A 20,257-nucleotide genomic window follows, 5' to 3' on the forward strand; every position below is an offset into this window, starting at 1 on the left:
ATGGTAAGTACTATGGACAGTAAGCAGATTTTGGTGGTCGATGATAATCAGGAGTTGCGCGATGCCCTTTCAGACTATCTTGGTCGCGCAGGCTTTGAAGTCCTTGGCGCAGAGAGTGGCGAGATGATGTGGCGCCTTCTCGACGCCCACCAACCGGACTTGATTATTCTGGATATTATGATGCCCGGAGACGATGGCTTTACCCTTTGCCAAAAACTGCGCCGCCTTTCTGATGTACCGATTATCATGCTAACTGCAGTCACCGAAGAAGCCGATCGTGTCGCAGGGTTAGAGATGGGCGCCGATGATTATATTACCAAATCGTTTAGTCCTAGAGAGCTGCTTGCTCGAATTAAAACCATTCTTCGTCGCAGCCATATCTCAACTCACCCAAAACAAGCACGAAAGATTCTCTTCGCTGATTGGCGACTTGATACCGTCACTCGCCAACTGATTCATACACCCAGTAGCGAAACGAAACAGCTAAGTGGCGCAGACTTAACCTTGCTGAACCTGTTTATTGGCAATGCCGAGTCAATCTTATCTCGTGATGATATTGCGCGAGAAATCTGGGGAAGAGACGCCGATCCATTAGAGCGAGGGATAGACGTGCAAATAAGCCGATTACGTCACCACTTAGAAGACAAAGATCGATCATTGATCATTACCGTTCGTAATAAGGGCTATATGCTAACTACGAGCGTGACTTATGACAGTTAACAGAACCAAGATCTGGTCAAACTCCCTCGCATTACGAACCAGCCTCTTTCTGCTTTTTGTTATCATTTTAGCGCAAGTATTAGCGGGTACTATCTGGTATCAACACGCCAGTGAACGTGATAGACAGGGGCTAACCACCACTGTAAATAGCCTTGCAAGAAGCGCCTCTTCGACTATTTCCTTTTTTCAAAGCTTGCCGCCTGAATATCGCCACCTTGTACTAAACCAACTGCGCAGCATGGGCGGGACGCGTTTTTTTGTCTCACTTAATGACCACGAAATTGCCGTAAAACCACTGCCGCAAAGTGAACGAAAAACTCTAGTCATCAATGAAGTTGAGTCAGTACTGTATAACGAGTTAGAAGGTGACCCGAACATCAAGGTGGAGTTCACTCTTCGTGATGATTTACGAGTGTTCAACAATGAACTCTCCATTGATGGCTTGCCACTGTTGTGGGCACACTATTCTCTTTCCTATGGCGATATCAACCCGCCGATTTTAGTCATGCAGATTGAGGTCGCCCCCCAAGAGTGGTTCTATTTGGCCGCCGTTCTTCCCGCGCCTTATGTCGCTTTAGAGACAAACTATTTTGAGCTTAGAGAGTGGTTTACGCTACTTCTCTCTGCTGTATTACTGCTTATTTGTACTTGGTTTATTGTACGTCGAGAAATACGCCCAATTCGCCAATTGGCCAAGGCGGCAACTCTGATGTCGAGTCGATTGAAGGTGCCTGAGGTAAAAGAAGAAGGCAGCGCCGAACTAAGAGCGGCAGTAAGAGCCTTCAATAAAATGAACCGTCGAATTGATAGCCATATTAAAGACAGAGAGATGCTATTTGGGGCCATCTCGCACGATTTGAAAACACCAATAGCCTGTTTAAAGCTACGCTCAGAAATGCTTGAAGACGACGAAGAACGAGAGCGATTTTCACGCATCACTAACGACTTAGATTTAATGGTGAAAGGCGCATTACAATGCATTAAAGAGACCGACATTCACGAAGAGATTGAGCCTATTAATATCGACCAGCTGCTCCATCACATCGCCTCTTTTGTCAGCCTAGATAACAACAGAATCACGATTCAAGGCGTCTCACATTCGCCATTTATTGGCAAACCGTTAGCGATAAAACGCTGTATTCAAAACCTTGTCGATAACGCCATTAAATATGGAGACCGAGCAGACATTTCCGTCATCGATAGCGATGAACAACTATCTGTTGTTATTGAAGATCAAGGCACCAAGCTAAATGCCAATTTGGTTGATAGGCTCTGTGAGCCCTATTTTCGAGCTAACCCCAGTGATGCCCAAGAAGGCAATGGCTTAGGGCTAACCATCTCACAAAGCATCATTAAAGCTCATGGGGGCAACCTTGAACTCACTGCTACAGCGCATGGCAGCTTGCGTGCAACACTGTTTTTCCCAAGAGACTAACCCTTTTTATAAGAAATTTACGATTTTCATAAGAGAGAATGCATGACTCAATCGCTACACAGGCATAGAACCAAACTCGCTCTGCTGCTTTCATTGCTAGGCTTCAACGCTGTGGCTGTTGGTGAGGTTGAGTTCTTACATTGGTGGACATCAAACGGTGAACGCAAAGCACTTTCCGTGCTTGATGAACATTTAATTCACTCATCACTGAGTGTCTCAACATCATCTGTTTTGGGGGGCGGAGGTGACAGTGCAATGACCGTTCTTCAAGCTCGCGCCTTAGCGGGGAATACCCCAAGCTTTGCTCAAATTGAAGGCCCAAGCATTAAGTCATGGGATGCCATTGGCATACTGCACAACATTAATGCCGTTGCGAAACAGCACCAATGGGATGATGTGCTCTACCCTCTCACTATTGATATTAATAGAACCCAAAATGGCTATGTTGCCCTACCCTTAACGTTGCATCGCTTAAATTGGTTATGGGTAAACCACCAACTGTTAAACAAGCTTGGACTGGAAGCGCCTAAGACATGGCCTGATATGTTTGATGCTATGCAAAAAGCCAGACAAGAAGGCATCATGCCACTTGCGATTGGTAAGCAGCCTTGGCAAATCGCTCAACTATTTGAAAGCTTGGTGATCGCCTCTGGCGGTGTTGATTTTTATAACACCGTATTGGTCGATCTAAACAAAAACAATATTGATTCAGACCAGATGCGCCATGCGTTAAAGCAGTTTCGTCGTTTAAGTGAACTACTTGAAGTTAGCGAAGAGAGTGTAAATAGCACAGAGCTTTCCAATCAGAAATGGGACACAGCAACAGCAGCACTGGCGAATAATGAAGCCCTGTTTCAGTTAGGTGGCGATTGGATACTTGGTGAACTGTTAGCGGAAAACATCTCTGTTCCTTCTCATATCGGCTGTTACCCCGCGCCGCAGTCACACAATATCTTTCTCTATAATATGGACAGCTTTATCTTCATGAAGAGTAAAAGCTTCACACAAGATGATGCCATCCAACTGGCCAATGCCCTAGCAGACAAAGAGTTTCAAACCAGATTCAACCAAGTCAAAGGATCTATTCCTGTTCGCTCTGATATTGATTTGTCCTCATTTAACCCTTGCCAGATTCAGTCATACAAAGATTTCAATTACGCGATCGAACATGGCCTTGCTGCACCAAGCATGACCGACTCCATGGCCGTTAACCCTATGGCGCAACAAGCGATCAACTCGGAAATTTTTCGCTATTACCGAGATAGTTCAGTGACTGAAGGCGAGGTCATCAAGCGCATTATCTCTATTGCTGAGAGTAACTAGGGCCTGTTGAGTTATGTTCTGCTGAATCATTTTGCGTCGACTAAAGTGAAACCGGTAGCGCCTCCAAAAATACAGCTACACTTAACTGTATAAGATTGCCAATGGCGATTTAGCCGTATCACTTTGGAGTCACTATTTAACATTAGAAGTCCACTACTATGTCGAAGTTCATTTCTCAGCAATTCATTTCTGCCAAGTCAGTTATAACCATTATATCTTGGCTATTTTTTACAATGGCCATCGCCATTGTCGGCATTCTTAGTTACTTTTTAAATTCCTTAGATAATCAAGCCACACTAGAACTAAGCCAACGTATGGAGCTTGCTCTACAGCTTGAAAATCAGCACAAAGAGTCTTTGATTGAGGAATACACTTATTGGGATACCACGTATCAAAAGGCCATTGTAGAAAAAGATGAGCAATGGGTGGAAGACAACACGGGTGGCTACCTTATTGATAATAAAGGGTTTGATTTTAGTCTTGCCATCGAACAAGGTGAGAAAAGCGCGTACCTTGTGAGCAACGAAGCGATCATTCCTCCTAGATTCGATGAACTGATGCGGAAAGGGCTTGCCCATATGGTGGAAAGCGCCAATGAGCTCGCAACAAGAACGAAAACCTCTACTGGTTACTTTTTGCTTAACGACAGTCTATATATTGTTGTTGGCGGCCCATTGTTAAGCGAAGAAACAGGATCTGTTCGTGAAGGGACATACCTGGCTTTAGGCACTAAAATCGATACAGAGCTGTTGAGCGAATTTTCAATCAATCATCAAATACCGCAGCTATTGCTGAGTTTTGATAGCGTTCAGCCTAAATACGGATCTGGCATTTATACGCCCAATGGTAAACGAATTGGATCGTTTTCATGGCGACCTCATCGACCAAGTGAAGATATTCTTCCCTATGTCACCATGATTGTTGTGACCTTTAGTTTGGTCACGATTTTCGTTACTCGGTTCATACTGAAGAAAGAGCAAGCCAATAGAGCCGCCTACGAAGAAAAACTCTTCTTAGAAGCGACTCAAGACTCACTCACTAAAATCATCAATCGACGATACTTTTTAGATATAGGCAGAAAGGAGTTCACCCTATACAGCAATGAAAGTAATTCATTAAGCGTTGTCGTTTTAGATATAGACTACTTCAAAGAGATTAATGACCAATTTGGTCACGGTGTTGGAGATAAAGCGCTGATACATTTCACGCAAATTTGCCATCAAGGGCTTAGGGAGTCGGATATTTTTGGTCGAATTGGCGGCGAAGAGTTTTCCGTTATCTTACCGAATACCGATGCCAACAAAGCACTTACGGTAGCAAACCGAATACGAACATTATTAGTGGATAACCCATTCGATGTATACGCAACACAAATCAACATGACGGTTAGTATCGGAGTTGCAGTCCTCGATAACACTTCCGACTTCGACACACTAATTGAACAAGCTGACATCGCGCTCTATAAAGCGAAAGATAATGGAAGAAACACCGTGGTGCTCTATCATCCAGAGATGGCCTTAGCGGATAATAATTAAAACCATCCCCCTCATCTACTCCAGATACTGCTTTTTGAACTTGGATACTATTTAGAAACTCTCTTTAACCACATTATCATTTCAACTCAAATATCCAAAATTGCGATTGCAAATGATAGTGATTACCAATACGATGAAGAGAGGTAAGTTTTGGCTGAGTTGTAACGTGGTATGGCAAACAGAAAAGCATTAAAAAAAGAGATTAAGCAGTTAGAGAAACAGCTCAAACTTCTTAAGAGAGAGTATAAAGACGTAAAAGAAAAAGAGAAGTCGGCTAAGAGCTCAGTCAAAAAAATCGCGACTCGCTTTACTAAGTGCACAGAAACAAACGCTCAATCAAATCTAAATGAGCAAAGGATCATCCCAGTTCCAAACCAAATTCCTTACTCTCTTCAAGTCAGCACACCCGTCATCTTTCGTCCTTTTAAAAATCCACCTTGTAAGCGCTGTCCTGCTCTGACTAATGGCATCTGCAAATGCGCAATGAAAAGGCTCCAGGTAGCAAGCTAGAGAAACACATTAAGCAAATCTCTCATATTTTGCCAAATGACCGACGGCAAGACGTTCAATTGAGACTAGAACCGGAGGAACTTGGCAGAACGTTATAAATTAAAATCCAACCCCAACAGAAAAACTGACTTTCTGTTCATCCAAATCCAATCCTTGATAAGTTCCAACCTTAACTAAAACACCAACCATGGAAAAACGGCCAGCGATACCTAAGTAGTCGTCTTTCTCAAAATTACTGCTACTACTTGAAATACGCTTATACGAGACACTAGCACCATAACTCATTTTGGCAATTAATCCTTCACCAATACCGACATCTAAACCCTGCCCATATCGCCCGATGCTTCCTTCAATGTAGGCGCCTCTGTAGCCTGAGGGAGCACTTTTCCCTAATGAAGTGCCATAGCTCCCCGTCACGCCCAGCGCAGAGTCATTCTGAATACCCAAAAGCGGAATACTGGCAACAACTTCAATAGGAGTGACTAAGAAACACAGAACAAATGACAAACGACAACAAGCGTACTTTGGAGGGCTAATGGTTTGTGCTTTCATTAATAAACATCCATATAAATCCAATTTTTTTAATCGCATATTAGCCGACCTATTCGGGCAGCACTTGTTGGTCATTTACCCTGCGTTATCGGCTTATCATGTAGCATAACTACCTATCAAAGCCTCTCCCTTACCTAAATAACCAACAAGTCACGGTAAAAAATTAGCTCGAAAGATCAACAGACCCTAGTGACGCAACCAAAAATAAAAGATGCATCAACTGTGTTTCAAGACATAAGGAATAAAGCGGCATAACGAAAAATCGATTCGATATTTCATTATTTTGATATGAATTATATAACGACGTTATATAAGAAAAATTAAAGAGAAGTGGCAGTTAATAGCTCAAGCTACTTAAGAAAGAGCATATTGAGATACTAAAGCGAGTTGTAATAACCTATACCTCGACATCAGTTCGGCATAATCTGAGTTACAGTAAGGAAAAATGTTGGCTTAATGAACACTAAAAGCTTTTACATTTATAAGGTCACATAACACCTCGATGCATTTAAGGAAGCAAGGGTTTTCTGGTAATGTGGAGGTATTGAATAGACGCAAAGGGGTATATTATGAAGTATTTTCCTGCATGTTTGATCTTACTCGGTTACGCCTTTTTGTTCTCCAACCTAGTTGTTAGACTTAATGCTCTCATCCCACTCATATAGGCAATTTCATTCTCAGCGATGAACTTTCTCATCTCGGCTAGCTTAACGGTTTTATTATTGAGTTGTAAAAAAAGCACTTGTGAGTGAGTAAACATAGCGCTAATAAAGAGAAGGCCATTTAAATCAATATATCCCAACCTCTTTGTTACTCCCTAAAAAATAACAAAAAGAGGGAAGCAAGCTTCCCTCTAGAGGTCTTAAGTCACACTACTAATCGTAACCTTTGAACTCTTCGCCCGGCTGAATGTTTCGGTATTTATTCATGCTGCCTTTAAGGTCTCCTATTTTTTTCATAATTGGGTCAAACACCCAAGTGTGAGAGTAGCCTTCGTTACCTAGCAACTCATACGCCTCTTTTGGATCGTTTTTAATATCAAACACTTGAGGGAAGGTAAACTTCGTTGCAACGGGAGAGTGAGTCGATTCTGTCGCCATGAAGTGCATTTTAAAATTACGCCACTTCACTGCAAAGAGTTCATCACCCACAAATACAATAAAGTGGTCACGGTTAGATTGCTCTTTACCAAGGAAGAACGCTTTTTGATCAACGCCATCGATAGGACGATCACTTGGCACAAGTTTTTCGGCTCCTGCAAAACTTGCGATGGTGGTATACATATCAATGTCACCCACGATTTCATCCGACACTCGTCCAGCTTCTATTTGTCCTGGAAAGCGGATCATTGCAGGGGTTCGCAAACCACCTTCATACGCCGTACTCAAACCACCACGCCAAGGGCCATTGTTACCGCCACCACCAATTTCACCAGCCGCGAGTGCCGAACCTTGAGGGAAGTTACCCGCACCATTATCACCGCTTAAAATCACTAAGGTATTCTCTTCAATTCCGGCTTTTTTAATCGCTTCCAATATTAGGCCAATGTTGTAGTCTACTTCCATTTGCGTATCGGCATAAATACCCGACTTTGACTTGTTTTTAAAATCTTCATGTACAGTGAACGGCGGGTGAAAGTGAGTGAAACCGACGTATGTAAAAAATGGTTTATTCGATTTAGCCTTTTCTTGAATATGAGCAATCGTACGTTCAGTAATTTCTCTATCTAGCGTAACCTTGGCAGGAATATCAAACAGTTTTACTTTCTCAGCAGGCTTGCCTTTCACCCCTTCCCAAATATAAGGGGTTTCTGCTACCTCAGGGTCCCACTGCGGGGTCGACGTATAGGATGCCGCATTGGTTCCTTCATTTGTTCCCCAAAAGTAGTCATACCCTTGATAGTTCGGTAATTTTTCTATACTTGCGCCAACGTGCCATTTTCCAAACAGCGCCGTACTATAACCCGCATCAGATAGCAGCTCTGGTAACGTGTACTCCCATTTAGCTAGCCCATCAGGTTCACCGGGAGCTGGTACTTTCTGGTTACCCGTTCTTATAGGTAAACGGCCTGTATGCAGCGCTGACCGAGTTGGAGTACATTGATTTTGTACATTGAAATTCGTGAGCCTGAGCCCTTCTTGGGCAAAGTCATCAATATTTGGTGTTTGTATTGTGCTGCCTTGAATGCTGAGGTCACCCCATCCCCAATTATCCACTAATAAATAAACGATGTTAGGTTTCTCTGCCGCCATTACATTACAGGACGCCGTCAGTGCACTGGCAAGTAGTATTCGTTTAAACATTTTTGCCTCTCCATTTAAGTCCATTTAAATCAAAAGTTTGGTTTATCAATCTTTGGGATTGTTTATCCTTATTTAGGTATACACTCAATCGCATAATGTTACCACTTTGAACTCCTATGGCATCGTCCTAAGAGAATGACGAAGTCGAAAGAAAAAGGCGCATCTAGGTTAACGTAATTAGCCTTGCGTTAATCTTTCCTTTCTAGGGGAGCTATCTAGTTGAGCTCCCCCGTAATGAGAACATTACTTTTTCGCATAGCTCTCCACGGTATGTGGCATCTCAACGGTTCTACCGTACTCGACAATTTCTTCAACGCTGTTAGGCACGTACATACGCAAGATACCTGTCCAGCCGGATGCTACGTCAAGGTTATTCTTCGCCCCCTCACAGTTAAAGTTAACCGTGATTGAACCATCTTGGTTTGGCGTTATTTCACGACTAGATGTTGCGTAATTGTATGCGTGGATATAGCCGTCTGGCCCATAAGTCGTTACTGAGAAGAAGCCTTTTTCTCTGATTGGCGGCTTTTCAAATGTCATGCTTTGACAAGACCCAGTGCGGTCTTCTGCGATTAACACTTTGTAGTAAGCATGTTTAGAAGGTAAACCACCAAAGCCCATTGCTGTCGCTACTTTTGCATCGAACTCGCGCACTACTTCTGATCCAGGTGCACCAAATGAGCGTGCCAAATCAATCTTTAGAATGCTCTTTTCTTGATCGAGTCTCGTTGTCTCGCGACTTTTCTGTTCAAATCCTTTTGCAATATATGGGTTTGAGGAATTAGCCGACACTTTAACCATGCGTTGTTGTTCACGACCAAGCGCAAGGTCTTGCTCCGCCATTGATTTAACCTGAGTTCTCATCACCACCCATACGTGTTCACCTGAAGAGAGCATATCTGGTGTCACCGTTAGGCTATTTTTTCCTTGTTCAGAGTAGATAACACCTATGGTTCTATGCTGCTCATCAATCACTTGTAGGCTTTGGTAAGTGTCTATTTTTGGCAATTCAAACGTTACACCACCATTGGTATCAAAAATCCCTTTCGAGTAAAGCGTATCTCTATTTTGACGAACGACGGTTTGGTTATCTGGTGTAATTAAAGTATCAGCGTGCTTAAAGGTATTCATCTCACTTTCACCTTGCTGCTCGAAGAAGTACTTGTCCGACTCCGCTAGTATGAAATTATCGCTACTGACTTCAATTGGCCCGCTGTATTGCATTTGGAACTCAGTCGGCTCACCTTTTTCTGGAAGGTGCTCGCCCAACGTCGCGAATTTACCTTGTGCGAGTGCGCTGCCTGACATTGTGATGAATAGTGATACTGCTAAGATTGATTTTTTCATTTGAAATACCCGTTATCGTTTTCGTTACACGTTATCCAACATCCCATCGGTTGAAGCTTTCGCTCTTGCCTTCATATTGTTGGTTGGGTCATCCCTCTCTTGCTTTAGAAATACTTTAACGGGTTTCAAAACTCATTTTTAAGTATCGACAGGCTCATATTCGAACAAAACCGACGCTAACCTAAATCGATAGTACTTCCATTGAACTCCGCCTCTGTTGCTCCTTGCTCTAGCAGGTACTCTTTTAGCTCTATATATCCGTACTTATTGGCATACTTCATAGGCCAACGTCCTCCAGCTGCCAATGAGGCCCCTTTACTATGAAGTTGTTCGACAATACGACAGTATCCATGTTCAGCCGCTAGCACTATGGCAGCGTTTAGATCTTGCATTGAGTATTCATTACTTGATAAAGCCTCATTCGTTAATAACAGCAACCCTTTTCCAAAAGCCTCTTTAGGAGAATCGATTACTTTGCTTCGTTGCCATTTAAATAGCTGACTATGATCAAAAGAGGTCTTTACGTTATCAATACCGTGAATGGCAAACAGAGAGCTAAAATATCGACACGCTAAAGAACCATTACCTGACAGGTTGATGATCTTTTCCGCTAACCGCTGTTCACCATACACAGCGCACCTATCTATTAAGCGTTCAACTTTAGAGTCAAACTCAACGGTTTTAATGATTTCCAATGCGTTTAATAAATGCTTGGTATTTTCTGAACGAATTAAGTAAATGGCGAAATCGGAATTAAGTGTGTAGGTGTCATCTAAGTTGATGATGCGCTCTAGACAAAAATGCATTGTGATAGCCATCTCGAATAACAACCTACGGAGTGGTTCATAACTAGGTTGAACATACTTAGTTATGGTGTCTATACCCGAGGGTATATATTGGCCAATAACAAAATCCAATAAACCTTTTTCATGACCGAGCTGCCAGTGTTGCTGATCACGTCCCCACAGAGGTATGTATTTTGCTTCTCGGTTACTCATAGTCTCCCAATCAAAGCTTCGCTTAATCAGGAGGTAGAGTGTCTCTTCGTCAATGAATACTCGACTAATTAACTTATTAAATGCTTCATTATGATCCAGCATTAATGTTGTTAAGGTTTGATAATTGATTAGATCGCAATATTCAGAAAACTTCGTCAGTAGCGCATCATCATCAACCGCTAAAATAACGGCTGCATAGAAACCACTAGGGTTTGAAATAAGGCCGGCCCGCATCTTCTCTTGAAAGCCATCGTTAAGTAATGAGAACAGGTCGTTTTCATTTCCTAAATCCCAGCTATTAATAATGAACACGGTTGAAACCAGAAAGTACTCATCAAAGCTAAAACTAGAAACAAAATCATGATGACCATCTTCATGGTATTCACAAACATCAGATTCACGGTATTGCACCTCATGTAAGATGCGCTGCCCTATGCGCCAATGGCGAAACAAATAATTTGCCGATGTTATTTTATACAAACCAATCGGGTCACTTTCTGGGGTGTGGGCAGAAGACAAATGAAAGAGCGTGGTCATTGATTTTCCTATGTTCCGATAATAATTGTTAGCTACACTTCCTACATAAACGCCGATAAAGGACGTGCTATGTTTATTTCCTTTGCGCCCTAGTCTTTCACTATGACACCACGTAAACTACGCGCTTCAAATTTGGTTCGCATCAGTAAGGTTTAAGTTTGCATACATTAGAACAGCTAAAAAATGGTCAGTTAAAGGGTGTTACCCGCCTAACAATCTCACAACAATTAACTGAATTTCCGTTAGAAATATTGCAACTTGCTGATACCTTAGAAATCTTAGACCTTTCTAACAATCAATTAAGTGATTTCCCCAGTGAAATCTCACAATTGATCAACTTGAAGATCTTATTCGCGTCGCAAAACAAATTTACCCATATTCCTGAGGTTCTTGGTACCTGCCCAAAGCTAGAGATGATTGGTTTTAAAGATAACCAAATTTCAGACATTTCCGACGCGTCGTTACCTGCGCAACTTCGCTGGTTGATTTTGACAGACAATGAAATTGAGACGCTACCAAACTCTTTGGGTGAGAGACCTCGACTTCAGAAACTGGCTCTTGCCGGCAACAAAATCACTCATCTTCCTGAATCTGTCTCTCAGTTAAGTAATCTTGAACTTATTCGCTTGTCAGCTAATCAGTTAACTGAGTTTCCACAACAATTACTCAGCTTGCCTCGCCTTGCATGGCTCGCATTTGCAGGCAATCCGTTTTGCCAAAACCATGAGTTAGAGTCTCAAGTACCTCAAGTGGCGTCTTCTAGCTATAAACTTAACCAAGTTCTTGGCCAAGGTGCTTCTGGCATTATTTCCCACGCTGACTGGCTAAATGACGATTATGATTTCCCAGAACATGTCGCAGTTAAAGTTTTCAAAGGCGCTGTGACAAGCGATGGCTACCCGCAAGATGAACTACACGCTTGCTTACAAACAGGCTTTCACGCAAACCTTGTTAAGTCGATTGCTCAAGTGAGCGAGAAAGATTATCTTGCACTAGTGATGGAACTCATCCCTGAGAACTACTTTAACTTGGGTCTTGCTCCTAGTTTGCAATCTTGTACCAGAGACACCTTCAAGCCAGAGTTCACACTTGGTATCGCGGAAATCAAAGCCATCGTATTGCAAATGATTGATGTCTTTAATCACCTGCATGCAAACAAGGTTTGTCATGGTGACCTATATGCTCATAACGTGCTTATAAACAGTGATAATCATATGATTTTCGGTGATTTTGGCGCAGCATCGACGTACGACTATCTCCCGTCTCACCAACAAGAAAAAATTAAAGCGATAGAGTCTCGTGCATTAAGCTTCTTTATAGATGATTTGTTGAGTATCTGTGAACCTGTCGATATTGACAGTGACGCCTACCAAGCGATTAAACACATTGCTGAAGAAGCATTTAATCATTAACACCTTATTTGTTTTTTACGATAAGCACTGAGGACTCATCTTGTCGTGCTTAATTAACATAACCTTAATTCAATAGACCCCTTAATTAGAGCGATTTCCCTATGCTTCGTGATTATACCTTTAACTGCCTTGTCACTATGCCACGCCAAGAGCTCGAAGAGTTCAGCGTACGAATGATCAGTAAGATGGTTCCAGAAGACGTAATGAGCGAGCTGTTTACGTTTGAACAAGAAGAAGTCGACAGTGAAGAGCGTATGATGTCCGCGCAACTTGATGCCACACTTCGTATGACGGCCATTGCGTTAAGTGAAATCCAACAAGCCTTTGATGATTCAGAGAATGCAAAACAGAACAGCGTTAGAATGACGCGATTAGTGCTCTGGCACTTTTATGCTATCTCTTTCAACCTAGAGCAAGCAATTACACTTGAAACGCATTGTGAACAAGTAGAGAAACTTTTAGTTAACCCGCCATCTGATGCGTTCGGTTGGGTGAAGATTCTGACAGATCTTCTTCACACGTACGCCACTATCAATGCAGAACAGAACCAGAAGTAACTAACAATTCTCAATAAAAACGCCAGCATGAATGCTGGCGTTTTTCTGACTATTTAACGACTTAGTTCTATAAAGTCATTAGCTAGGCTTTATAGAAAGTTGAACGATGCCGTTAGAGAGAACGTACCGATATCTTCATCGCCCACTACGTAGTTCATGTAGTTTGCACCAAATGAGATTGGGCCAAAGACTGCGTAGTCAGCACCAACACCGTACATTAGGTCGTAATCGTCATCATTGCTGAATTCAGAACCGTTACCAGTCATGTCCCAAGAGTGAAGTCCACCTTTTGCATACACTTGTAGTGGACCAAAGTTAATGCTTGGCTTCACAGCAAAGTAAACAGAAGACGCTTTTACATCGCCAGCAGCAAACTCAAATTTACCGTGATCCGTGTAACCCGCTTCAAGGCCAATAAATGGAAGGATGCCAGTACCCGCGTGGATGTTGTAAGACGTCGCGTCTTCGCTACCTAGACTAGAAGCACCTACAGAAGCGCCACCATAAATGAACGAGTCAGCCATTGCTGTTGTTGATGCGCCAATAAGCGCAAGTGCTAATAATGTCTTTTTCATAACTAACCTTTTTTGATTGTTTTCCACAACGGTTCCCTGTGGCATGCCGTTGCCGTATTGTGTGCGAATTATAAAGTTAACTTTATATCATGCAAGCTTTATACCGAAAATTAACATGCATCAATTGCATTTTTGATCCGCTTGTCTGATACCGGATATGGCGTTCCAAGCTGCTGAGCAAAATAGCTAACGCGCAACTCTTCAAGCATCCAACGAACTTCTTTAACATTGTCAGGAATCGTAACGCCTTTCGGTATCTTATTCAGTAACTCTTTGTAATCATTAGTTGCTGATTCCACTTTTAGCATGTGCAAACGATCTTTATTTGGATCGATAGGCAGCTTTTCCATGCGCTTTTCAATCGCTTTCATATAGCGAAGAATATCAGGGAGACGCTTCCATCCACACTCAGTAGCAAAGCCTTTAAAGATCAAACTTTCTACCTGAGCCTTAATATCAGACAAGGCAAACGCCATGGTAAAGTCCACTTTACCCTTAAGCTTCTTATTGATGGCAAATGCCGTCGTTAAAATAGTTTCGACTTGTTGAGCCACATCCACTACCGTATCGCCCAGCTCAGCTCGAACATGCTCCTTCAACGCTTCAAACTGTTCAGGCTGCCATACAAGACCGCCCTGCTCTTCAATCAGTTTATCGATACCACAAGCAATACAATCATCAATCAGATCCAGTACTCGTCCGTACGGGTTAAAGTAAAGGCCAAGTTTTGACTTGTTTGGCAAGTTTGAATGTAGATACTTTACAGGCGAAGGGACGTTAAGTAGCACTAAGCGGCGTTGGCCTGCACGCATAGCAAGCTCTTGTTCTTGCTCTGTTTCAAATAGCTTAATCTCCACACTGTCTTTGGTATCAACAAGAGCTGGGTATGCTTTAACTTCAAAACCACCACGTTTCTGCTGATACACTTTTGGTAACTCGCCAAAGCTCCAGGTGTGCAGATCTTTTTGCTCGATATCATCGTCGGCGACTTTAGAAAGTGTCTCTTGAACTTTGTCTTTGAGACTCTCTTTAAGTTCATGTAAGTCTTTATTCTCTTTTAACTTACGATTACGATGATCCACCGCTCTAAACGTCACTTTTAGGTGCTCAGGGATCTGGTTGAGATTCCAATCATCACGCAGTACTTCTACACCAGTCATTCGACGCAACTCTTTCTCGAGTGAATCAAGCAATGGTGCTTCCAACGCAGTAGCTCGCGATAAAAATGCATCAGCATAATTAGGCGCTGGAACGAAGTTTTTACGTAGCGTTTTTGGCAGCGCTTTGATCATACTAACAATCAATTCATGACGTAATCCTGGGATCTGCCAATCAAAGCCCGCTTGCTCAATTTGGTTCAGTATCGGGAGTGGTACATGCACCGTGACACCGTCACTGTCTTCACCTGGCTCAAACTGATAGCTAAGCTTGAGCTTAAAGCCGTTTTGATGCCAAAAGTTCGGGTAATCTAAGTCGGTAATATGGCTCGCATCGCCTCTGAACAGCATCTCTTTTTCGAAGTTCAGTAGCTCTTTATTCTCTTTACTCGCCTTCTTCCACCACGAGTCAAAGTGACGCCCTGACACTACGTCTGTAGAAACACGCTGATCATAGAAGTCGAACAGTTCATCATCATCAACCAAGATGTCACGACGACGAGACTTATGCTCAAGCTCTTCCACTTCTTCTAGCAACTTCCGGTTTTGTTTGAAAAACGGATGTTTGTTTTCCCACTCACCTTCAACAAGTGCACTGCGAATGAAAATTTCTCGACTGATTGTGGCATCAATCTGGCTGTAGTTAACCAGACGCTTAGGTACGATTGGAATTCCGTACAGCATCACTTTTTCGTGCGCCATAACCGCAGCACGTTTTTTTGACCAGTGAGGTTCGCTATAGCTGCGCTTAATTAGGTGACCCGCTAATGGTTCAATCCATTCAGGCTGAATCTTGGCAATGATTCGCCCCCACAGTTTCGACGTTTCCACCAACTCTGCAGACATGATCCATTTAGGCTGCTTCTTAAATAGCCCAGACGCTGGGAAAATATGGAAACGCGCATTACGTGCACCTTGATATTCACTTTTCTCTTGGTCTTTAATACCAATATGAGACAGCAAACCCGCTAAAATAGAGCTGTGGACGTTTTGGTATGAACCCTCTTGCTCGTTGAGCTTAAAGTCCATTTCACGCATCGACTGATGAATCTGGAAATAAACATCTTGCCACTCACGTACACGTAAGTAGTTTAAGAAATCTTTCTTACACTGTTTACGGAACTGATTGCCCGTTAGATCTTTCTGTTGTTTTTTGATGTAATCCCAAAGATTAACGAACGTTAGAAAATCTGACTCCTCGTGGAAGAATCGCTTGTGTTTATCATCAGAGCTTTGTTTTTTATCTGAAGGGCGTTCGCGAGGATCTTGTATCGACAGCGCAGAGGCAATGATCATCAACTCTTTCAAACAGCCGCTATTCCCTGCTTCTAATACCATACGAGCTAAACGAGGGTCGATTGGCAGCTTAGCCAGTTTCCTACCCATTGGCGTCAGACGTTTTTTATCACTTCCACCGTGTTTGCTGCTCTTACTGTCAGAATCAATCGCACCAAGCTCTTCGAGCAGTCGAACACCGTCTTGGATATTGCGTTTATCTGGCGCCTCTACAAATGGGAATGCCTGAATATCGCCTAAGCCAAGAGACGTCATCTGTAAGATAACTGACGCTAAGTTAGTACGTAGAATTTCTGGATCGGTAAACTCTGGGCGTGATTCAAAATCTTCTTCTGAATACAAACGAATACAGATACCTTCTGTCACACGACCACAGCGACCTTTACGCTGATTCGCACTCGCCTGAGATATCGCTTCAATTGGAAGTCTTTGAACTTTAGTTCGGTAACTATAACGACTGATACGAGCGGTACCAGGGTCGATAACATACTTAATGCCAGGAACCGTTAACGATGTTTCTGCTACGTTCGTGGCGAGAACAATGCGTCTGCCAGAGTGAGACTGAAAGATTCGGTTCTGTTCAGTGGATGACAAACGCGCATAAAGCGGAACAATTTCTGTATCACGAAGGTTACGTTTTCCAAGAGCATCCGCGGTATCTCGAATCTCTCGCTCACCGTTCATGAAAATCAGAATGTCGCCAAGGCCTTCATCACACAGTTCATCAACCGCTTCGAAGATGCCTTCTAATTGATCTCTATCGGTATCATCGTCACCACTTAACGGACGGTAACGGGTATCTACTGGGTAGGTTCGGCCTGACACTTCAATGATTGGTGCATCGCTAAAGTGGTTTGAAAATCGTTCAGGATCGATGGTCGCCGAGGTAATAATGACTTTTAAGTCAGGGCGACGTGGCAGCAACTCTTTCAAATAACCTAAGATAAAATCGATATTAAGGCTTCGTTCGTGCGCTTCATCGATGATAATCGTATCATACTGATTGAGGTAACGATCATGGCTAATTTCAGCCAGCAAGATACCATCAGTCATCAGCTTGATCTGAGTATTATCAGAGATTTGATCGTTAAATCGAACCTTATAGCCGACAAACTCCCCAAGCGGTGTTTTCATCTCTTCGGCAATACGATTCGCGACCGAACGTGCTGCTAAACGTCTAGGTTGCGTATGACCAATCAAGCCATACTTACCACGACCTAACTCCGCACATATTTTCGGAATCTGTGTCGTTTTACCCGACCCCGTTTCACCTGCGATAATAACCACTTGGTTATTTTCAATGGCTTCAGCAATATCATCACGCCTTTGGCTGACTGGGAGAATGTCTGGGTATTCGATAGTCGGTTGAAAGTTAATGCGCTGTTGAACCGACATCATTGATTTGGCGATATCTAAAGCGATTTCATCAAAAACAGCATTGCGGGACGCTTCTTTTTTTATTTTGCTTGCGCCGCTAATACGTTTACTAAGACGAAATCTATCTCGTAGCATGCACTCATTTAATGCTTTTCGCAGTGATTGAGCATTATTTGCTGACTGACGGCTTGCAGACTTATTGTCGGCAGGCTGAGATTGGGATTCTTTTTTAGGCTGAGACGAGGTCAAAGCAATTCCTATTTAAACTAAGCAGATAAAACTGCGCGGATTGTAGCACTTTTCCGGTTTCGAGAAAAAATAAAACAAAAAAGCCCCATCAGTTTTAAACCTGATAGGGCCTTTGTTCTCAGATAGCTGATTTAGGATTGAGCCTCGTGGCTAATATAACCACCAAAATCAGCAATAAGTGTCTCAATGTAGGCAACGGACATATGGCTTGCATTCATTGATTTAGATCGGCCAAAAGCGGTGAAGTTGATCGTCATCTTTTTCTCTCTTGTACATACTTGATAAGACTAGAGTACAGTGACAGCATCAGACAAATTTACCATTTAGCGCCAAGTAAAAAATAAGCCTCCAAATGAATTGAGGCTTATTCCGATTTACAAAGCACCTAGACGAGGCTTACTTCATCTGTACGCCCTAAAGGCGATGGTTCAACTAAAAATCAAATTGAAGGTAGATCGTGTTGTAGTTACTACCGCCTTTGATTCGGCCATACTGTGACGACTTTTCAAAAATAGCGGAGCGATGGTGAATGGAATAACCTAGCCACATATTATTTAAGTCATTCTTATTAAACAAATCACCGATATTCACATCAAAAGAGAAATCTAAGTAATTGAGTAACTTACTTGGCTTTTCATAACCTTTTCCTTCCAACTCACTTCCTTCAATGTAAGTAATGCTATCAATGTACGAAAGACCTTCGGCAACACCAAAACGCCATTTAACAGGCCAGTTAACCGTGTAATACGCTTTAATTGCGGCGACATATTCCGTGCTTGATGACTGTACATCTGACGACCAGTGATGAACTAACCCTGGCGTTAAGTAAATATCTAAAGGGAAACCAAACAATTCATCGGTTAAAGGGTGACCATAAAAAACAGAGCTTAACTGGTTATTGTATTCGTCGGTTCTGGTGTTGAACTTAATAATCTCACCAATATTAGATGGCGTAGCCCAACCATGTGCCACTCGAATATAACGCTTATTACTCAATTCAGACTTAGGCGCTTTATCTCTATCATTAAAGAATCCAAAGCCTAAGTAGAACTCTCCTTGATAGCGGTCTTGCACCGCTTCGCTCTCGTAAGCATTTTCATCAAGCCTTGTTACTGCTGTTGAACCGAGTAAATAGAGGTTTGAAATCACATGATAACGAGCTTCAATACCTACAGTGGCATCAATACCTGCATCAACATGATATCCGCCTTCATAATTCGAGAAGCCGTAATAGACACTATTAAAATCTTCGCTCTTATAGCGAAGTGTTGCGGTCGGTTTTAGTTCCCAATCACCAGACTCAAAGACACCACCAATCGTCGCATTGCTGTGCCAATTAAAACGGCTGTCTGACATAAATTCAAAATCAGCAGTCCACGTTTCGTTAATGTGGTAGGTCAGTTGAGCTCCTATATCGCCAGTATCCCCTTCATAACCATTTTGAAGTGACGCTGGTATGTCGACAAAGCGCATTCTAGCGATCGCATTCAGCTCTAACGGTTTTTCTTCAGATTTATAGACATGTGCACCAAACTCTGTGCCTCTAAAAAACACATAATCATTCTCAAAAAACAGCATGGGTACAAAGCTACCAACGGTGTCAGTCCCATTTGGATCGTCATAAGGAATGGTCGCAATGCGCGTCATCGCCGCAATTCCCCATTCTTGCTCAGCCATTACCGTGCTTTCGACCGTTTTGTCGGCCTCAGTAGCTGGTCTTTTATTTGGCTCAGAATCTGCAACTGCGGGCAGACATAACCCCATAAAGGCTATAGGTAACGCCCGATTAATTAACCTATTTATCAATTTTTCCGAAACGGTAAACGAGCTTTGTCCATCCATAGCTGACATCTCCTTGTTTAACCACGTACTGTTGTTCTTCATCTTGTTTATTTTCTCTCGTTCCTTGCTCAATATCACCAAATGATATTATTTTCATTAGGAACTCTTATGTTTCATGGGATTTCACCGTTACAATAGTATATATGTTTTCCGAAATGACAGAAATGTGAAAGTATCTGATTTAAAAATAATTCTAGACTCCTTACCGGAAAGTAGCGACCCTGATATCGTGATGGGGGAAGAGTGGCTGCCAGAGCGGCTGATCAAAGCGACAGTTGATGGAAAATTGCTTTTTCTTGAATTTGATAACGCACCAGAAGAAAATCAAGGTGATGAAGAGGCTCGCGGGTTTGTCGAACATGAAGTAGATATGATTCGTCACCGATTTGAACAGATCATCGAAGACGCTTCAGATACTAAAACCAAAGCGGATGCTATGGTCTCTCTATTTTTAATGGGACATGAACATTCCAGTTCAGAGATCATCGAGATTTTGGAAGACCCTGATGTTCCTGACGAACCAACATCATGA

General features: G+C 42.5%; 17 protein-coding genes. 8 read left to right on the forward strand and 9 right to left on the reverse strand.

The genetic code is table 11. The features are described 5' to 3' along the window. Positions 1-12 precede the first annotated feature (12 nt). From KP803_RS00560 to KP803_RS00580, 5 genes are all read left to right on the forward strand, one after another. Positions 13-720: a response regulator transcription factor gene (locus tag KP803_RS00560; protein WP_248007347.1), complete on the forward strand. Its 708-nt coding sequence runs from the start codon at positions 13-15 to the stop codon at positions 718-720. Beyond that, positions 710-2,155, forward strand: coding sequence for an ATP-binding protein (locus KP803_RS00565; RefSeq protein WP_248006884.1), 1,446 nt, complete (start codon positions 710-712; stop codon positions 2,153-2,155). The genes KP803_RS00560 and KP803_RS00565 overlap by 11 nt, the downstream gene beginning before the upstream one ends. A 42-nt stretch (positions 2,156-2,197) precedes the next feature. Beyond that, entirely contained in the window at positions 2,198-3,478 is a 1,281-nt protein-coding gene (locus KP803_RS00570) for an ABC transporter substrate-binding protein (protein WP_248006885.1), read from the forward strand. A 158-nt stretch (positions 3,479-3,636) separates the two neighbouring features. After that, positions 3,637-5,013 (forward strand): sensor domain-containing diguanylate cyclase, encoded by a 1,377-nt coding sequence (locus KP803_RS00575; RefSeq protein WP_248006886.1) that lies wholly within the window; start codon positions 3,637-3,639, stop codon positions 5,011-5,013. A 171-nt stretch (positions 5,014-5,184) separates the two neighbouring features. Then, positions 5,185-5,523 (forward strand): hypothetical protein, encoded by a 339-nt coding sequence (locus KP803_RS00580; protein ID WP_248006887.1) that lies wholly within the window; start codon positions 5,185-5,187, stop codon positions 5,521-5,523. A 99-nt stretch (positions 5,524-5,622) separates the two neighbouring features. On the opposite strand, the gene KP803_RS00585 is transcribed toward KP803_RS00580, so the two are convergent. From KP803_RS00585 to KP803_RS00600, 4 genes are all read right to left on the reverse strand, one after another. After that, positions 5,623-6,075 (reverse strand): hypothetical protein, encoded by a 453-nt coding sequence (locus tag KP803_RS00585; RefSeq protein WP_248006888.1) that lies wholly within the window; start codon positions 6,073-6,075, stop codon positions 5,623-5,625. 875 nt (positions 6,076-6,950) lie between these two features. Continuing rightward, positions 6,951-8,378: a sulfatase-like hydrolase/transferase gene (locus KP803_RS00590; protein WP_248006889.1), complete on the reverse strand. Its 1,428-nt coding sequence runs from the start codon at positions 8,376-8,378 to the stop codon at positions 6,951-6,953. 243 nt (positions 8,379-8,621) lie between these two features. Next, the gene (locus KP803_RS00595) at positions 8,622-9,725 is read right to left on the reverse strand and encodes a DUF1254 domain-containing protein (RefSeq protein WP_248006890.1); all 1,104 of its coding nucleotides are present in this window, start codon (positions 9,723-9,725) and stop codon (positions 8,622-8,624) included. Between the two features lie 176 nt (positions 9,726-9,901). After that, positions 9,902-11,260: an ankyrin repeat domain-containing protein gene (locus KP803_RS00600; protein ID WP_248006891.1), complete on the reverse strand. Its 1,359-nt coding sequence runs from the start codon at positions 11,258-11,260 to the stop codon at positions 9,902-9,904. A gap of 158 nt (positions 11,261-11,418) precedes the next feature. On the opposite strand from KP803_RS00600, the gene KP803_RS00605 reads away from it, so the two are divergent. Together KP803_RS00605 and KP803_RS00610 are read left to right on the forward strand one after the other, a co-directional pair. Then, positions 11,419-12,672 (forward strand): leucine-rich repeat-containing protein kinase family protein, encoded by a 1,254-nt coding sequence (locus KP803_RS00605; protein WP_248006892.1) that lies wholly within the window; start codon positions 11,419-11,421, stop codon positions 12,670-12,672. Positions 12,673-12,773: 101 nt separating this feature from the next. Further along, positions 12,774-13,229, forward strand: coding sequence for an exoribonuclease R (locus tag KP803_RS00610; protein WP_248006893.1), 456 nt, complete (start codon positions 12,774-12,776; stop codon positions 13,227-13,229). Between the two features lie 89 nt (positions 13,230-13,318). On the opposite strand, the gene KP803_RS00615 is transcribed toward KP803_RS00610, so the two are convergent. The 5 genes from KP803_RS00615 to KP803_RS00630 form a co-directional block, all read right to left on the reverse strand. Next, positions 13,319-13,804, reverse strand: coding sequence for an outer membrane beta-barrel protein (locus KP803_RS00615; RefSeq protein WP_248006894.1), 486 nt, complete (start codon positions 13,802-13,804; stop codon positions 13,319-13,321). Between the two features lie 110 nt (positions 13,805-13,914). After that, positions 13,915-17,883 (reverse strand): ATP-dependent RNA helicase HrpA, encoded by a 3,969-nt coding sequence (hrpA, locus tag KP803_RS00620; RefSeq protein ID WP_248006895.1) that lies wholly within the window; start codon positions 17,881-17,883, stop codon positions 13,915-13,917. Between the two features lie 131 nt (positions 17,884-18,014). Further along, the gene (locus KP803_RS21880; protein WP_282437123.1) at positions 18,015-18,140 is read right to left on the reverse strand and encodes a hypothetical protein; all 126 of its coding nucleotides are present in this window, start codon (positions 18,138-18,140) and stop codon (positions 18,015-18,017) included. 175 nt (positions 18,141-18,315) lie between these two features. Beyond that, positions 18,316-19,560, reverse strand: coding sequence for a MipA/OmpV family protein (locus tag KP803_RS00625; protein ID WP_345791538.1), 1,245 nt, complete (start codon positions 19,558-19,560; stop codon positions 18,316-18,318). 118 nt (positions 19,561-19,678) lie between these two features. Continuing rightward, a complete protein-coding gene (locus tag KP803_RS00630; protein ID WP_248006896.1) occupies positions 19,679-19,822 on the reverse strand; it encodes a hypothetical protein in 144 nt (47 codons plus the stop codon). 69 nt (positions 19,823-19,891) lie between these two features. Here KP803_RS00630 and KP803_RS00635 point away from each other — a divergent pair, with 69 nt between their 5' ends. Then, entirely contained in the window at positions 19,892-20,257 is a 366-nt protein-coding gene (locus tag KP803_RS00635) for a VC1380 family protein (protein ID WP_248006897.1), read from the forward strand.

Origin of the sequence: Vibrio amylolyticus, from assembly GCF_023145695.1 — a bacterium.
Classification (GTDB): Bacteria; Pseudomonadota; Gammaproteobacteria; order Enterobacterales; family Vibrionaceae; genus Vibrio; species Vibrio amylolyticus.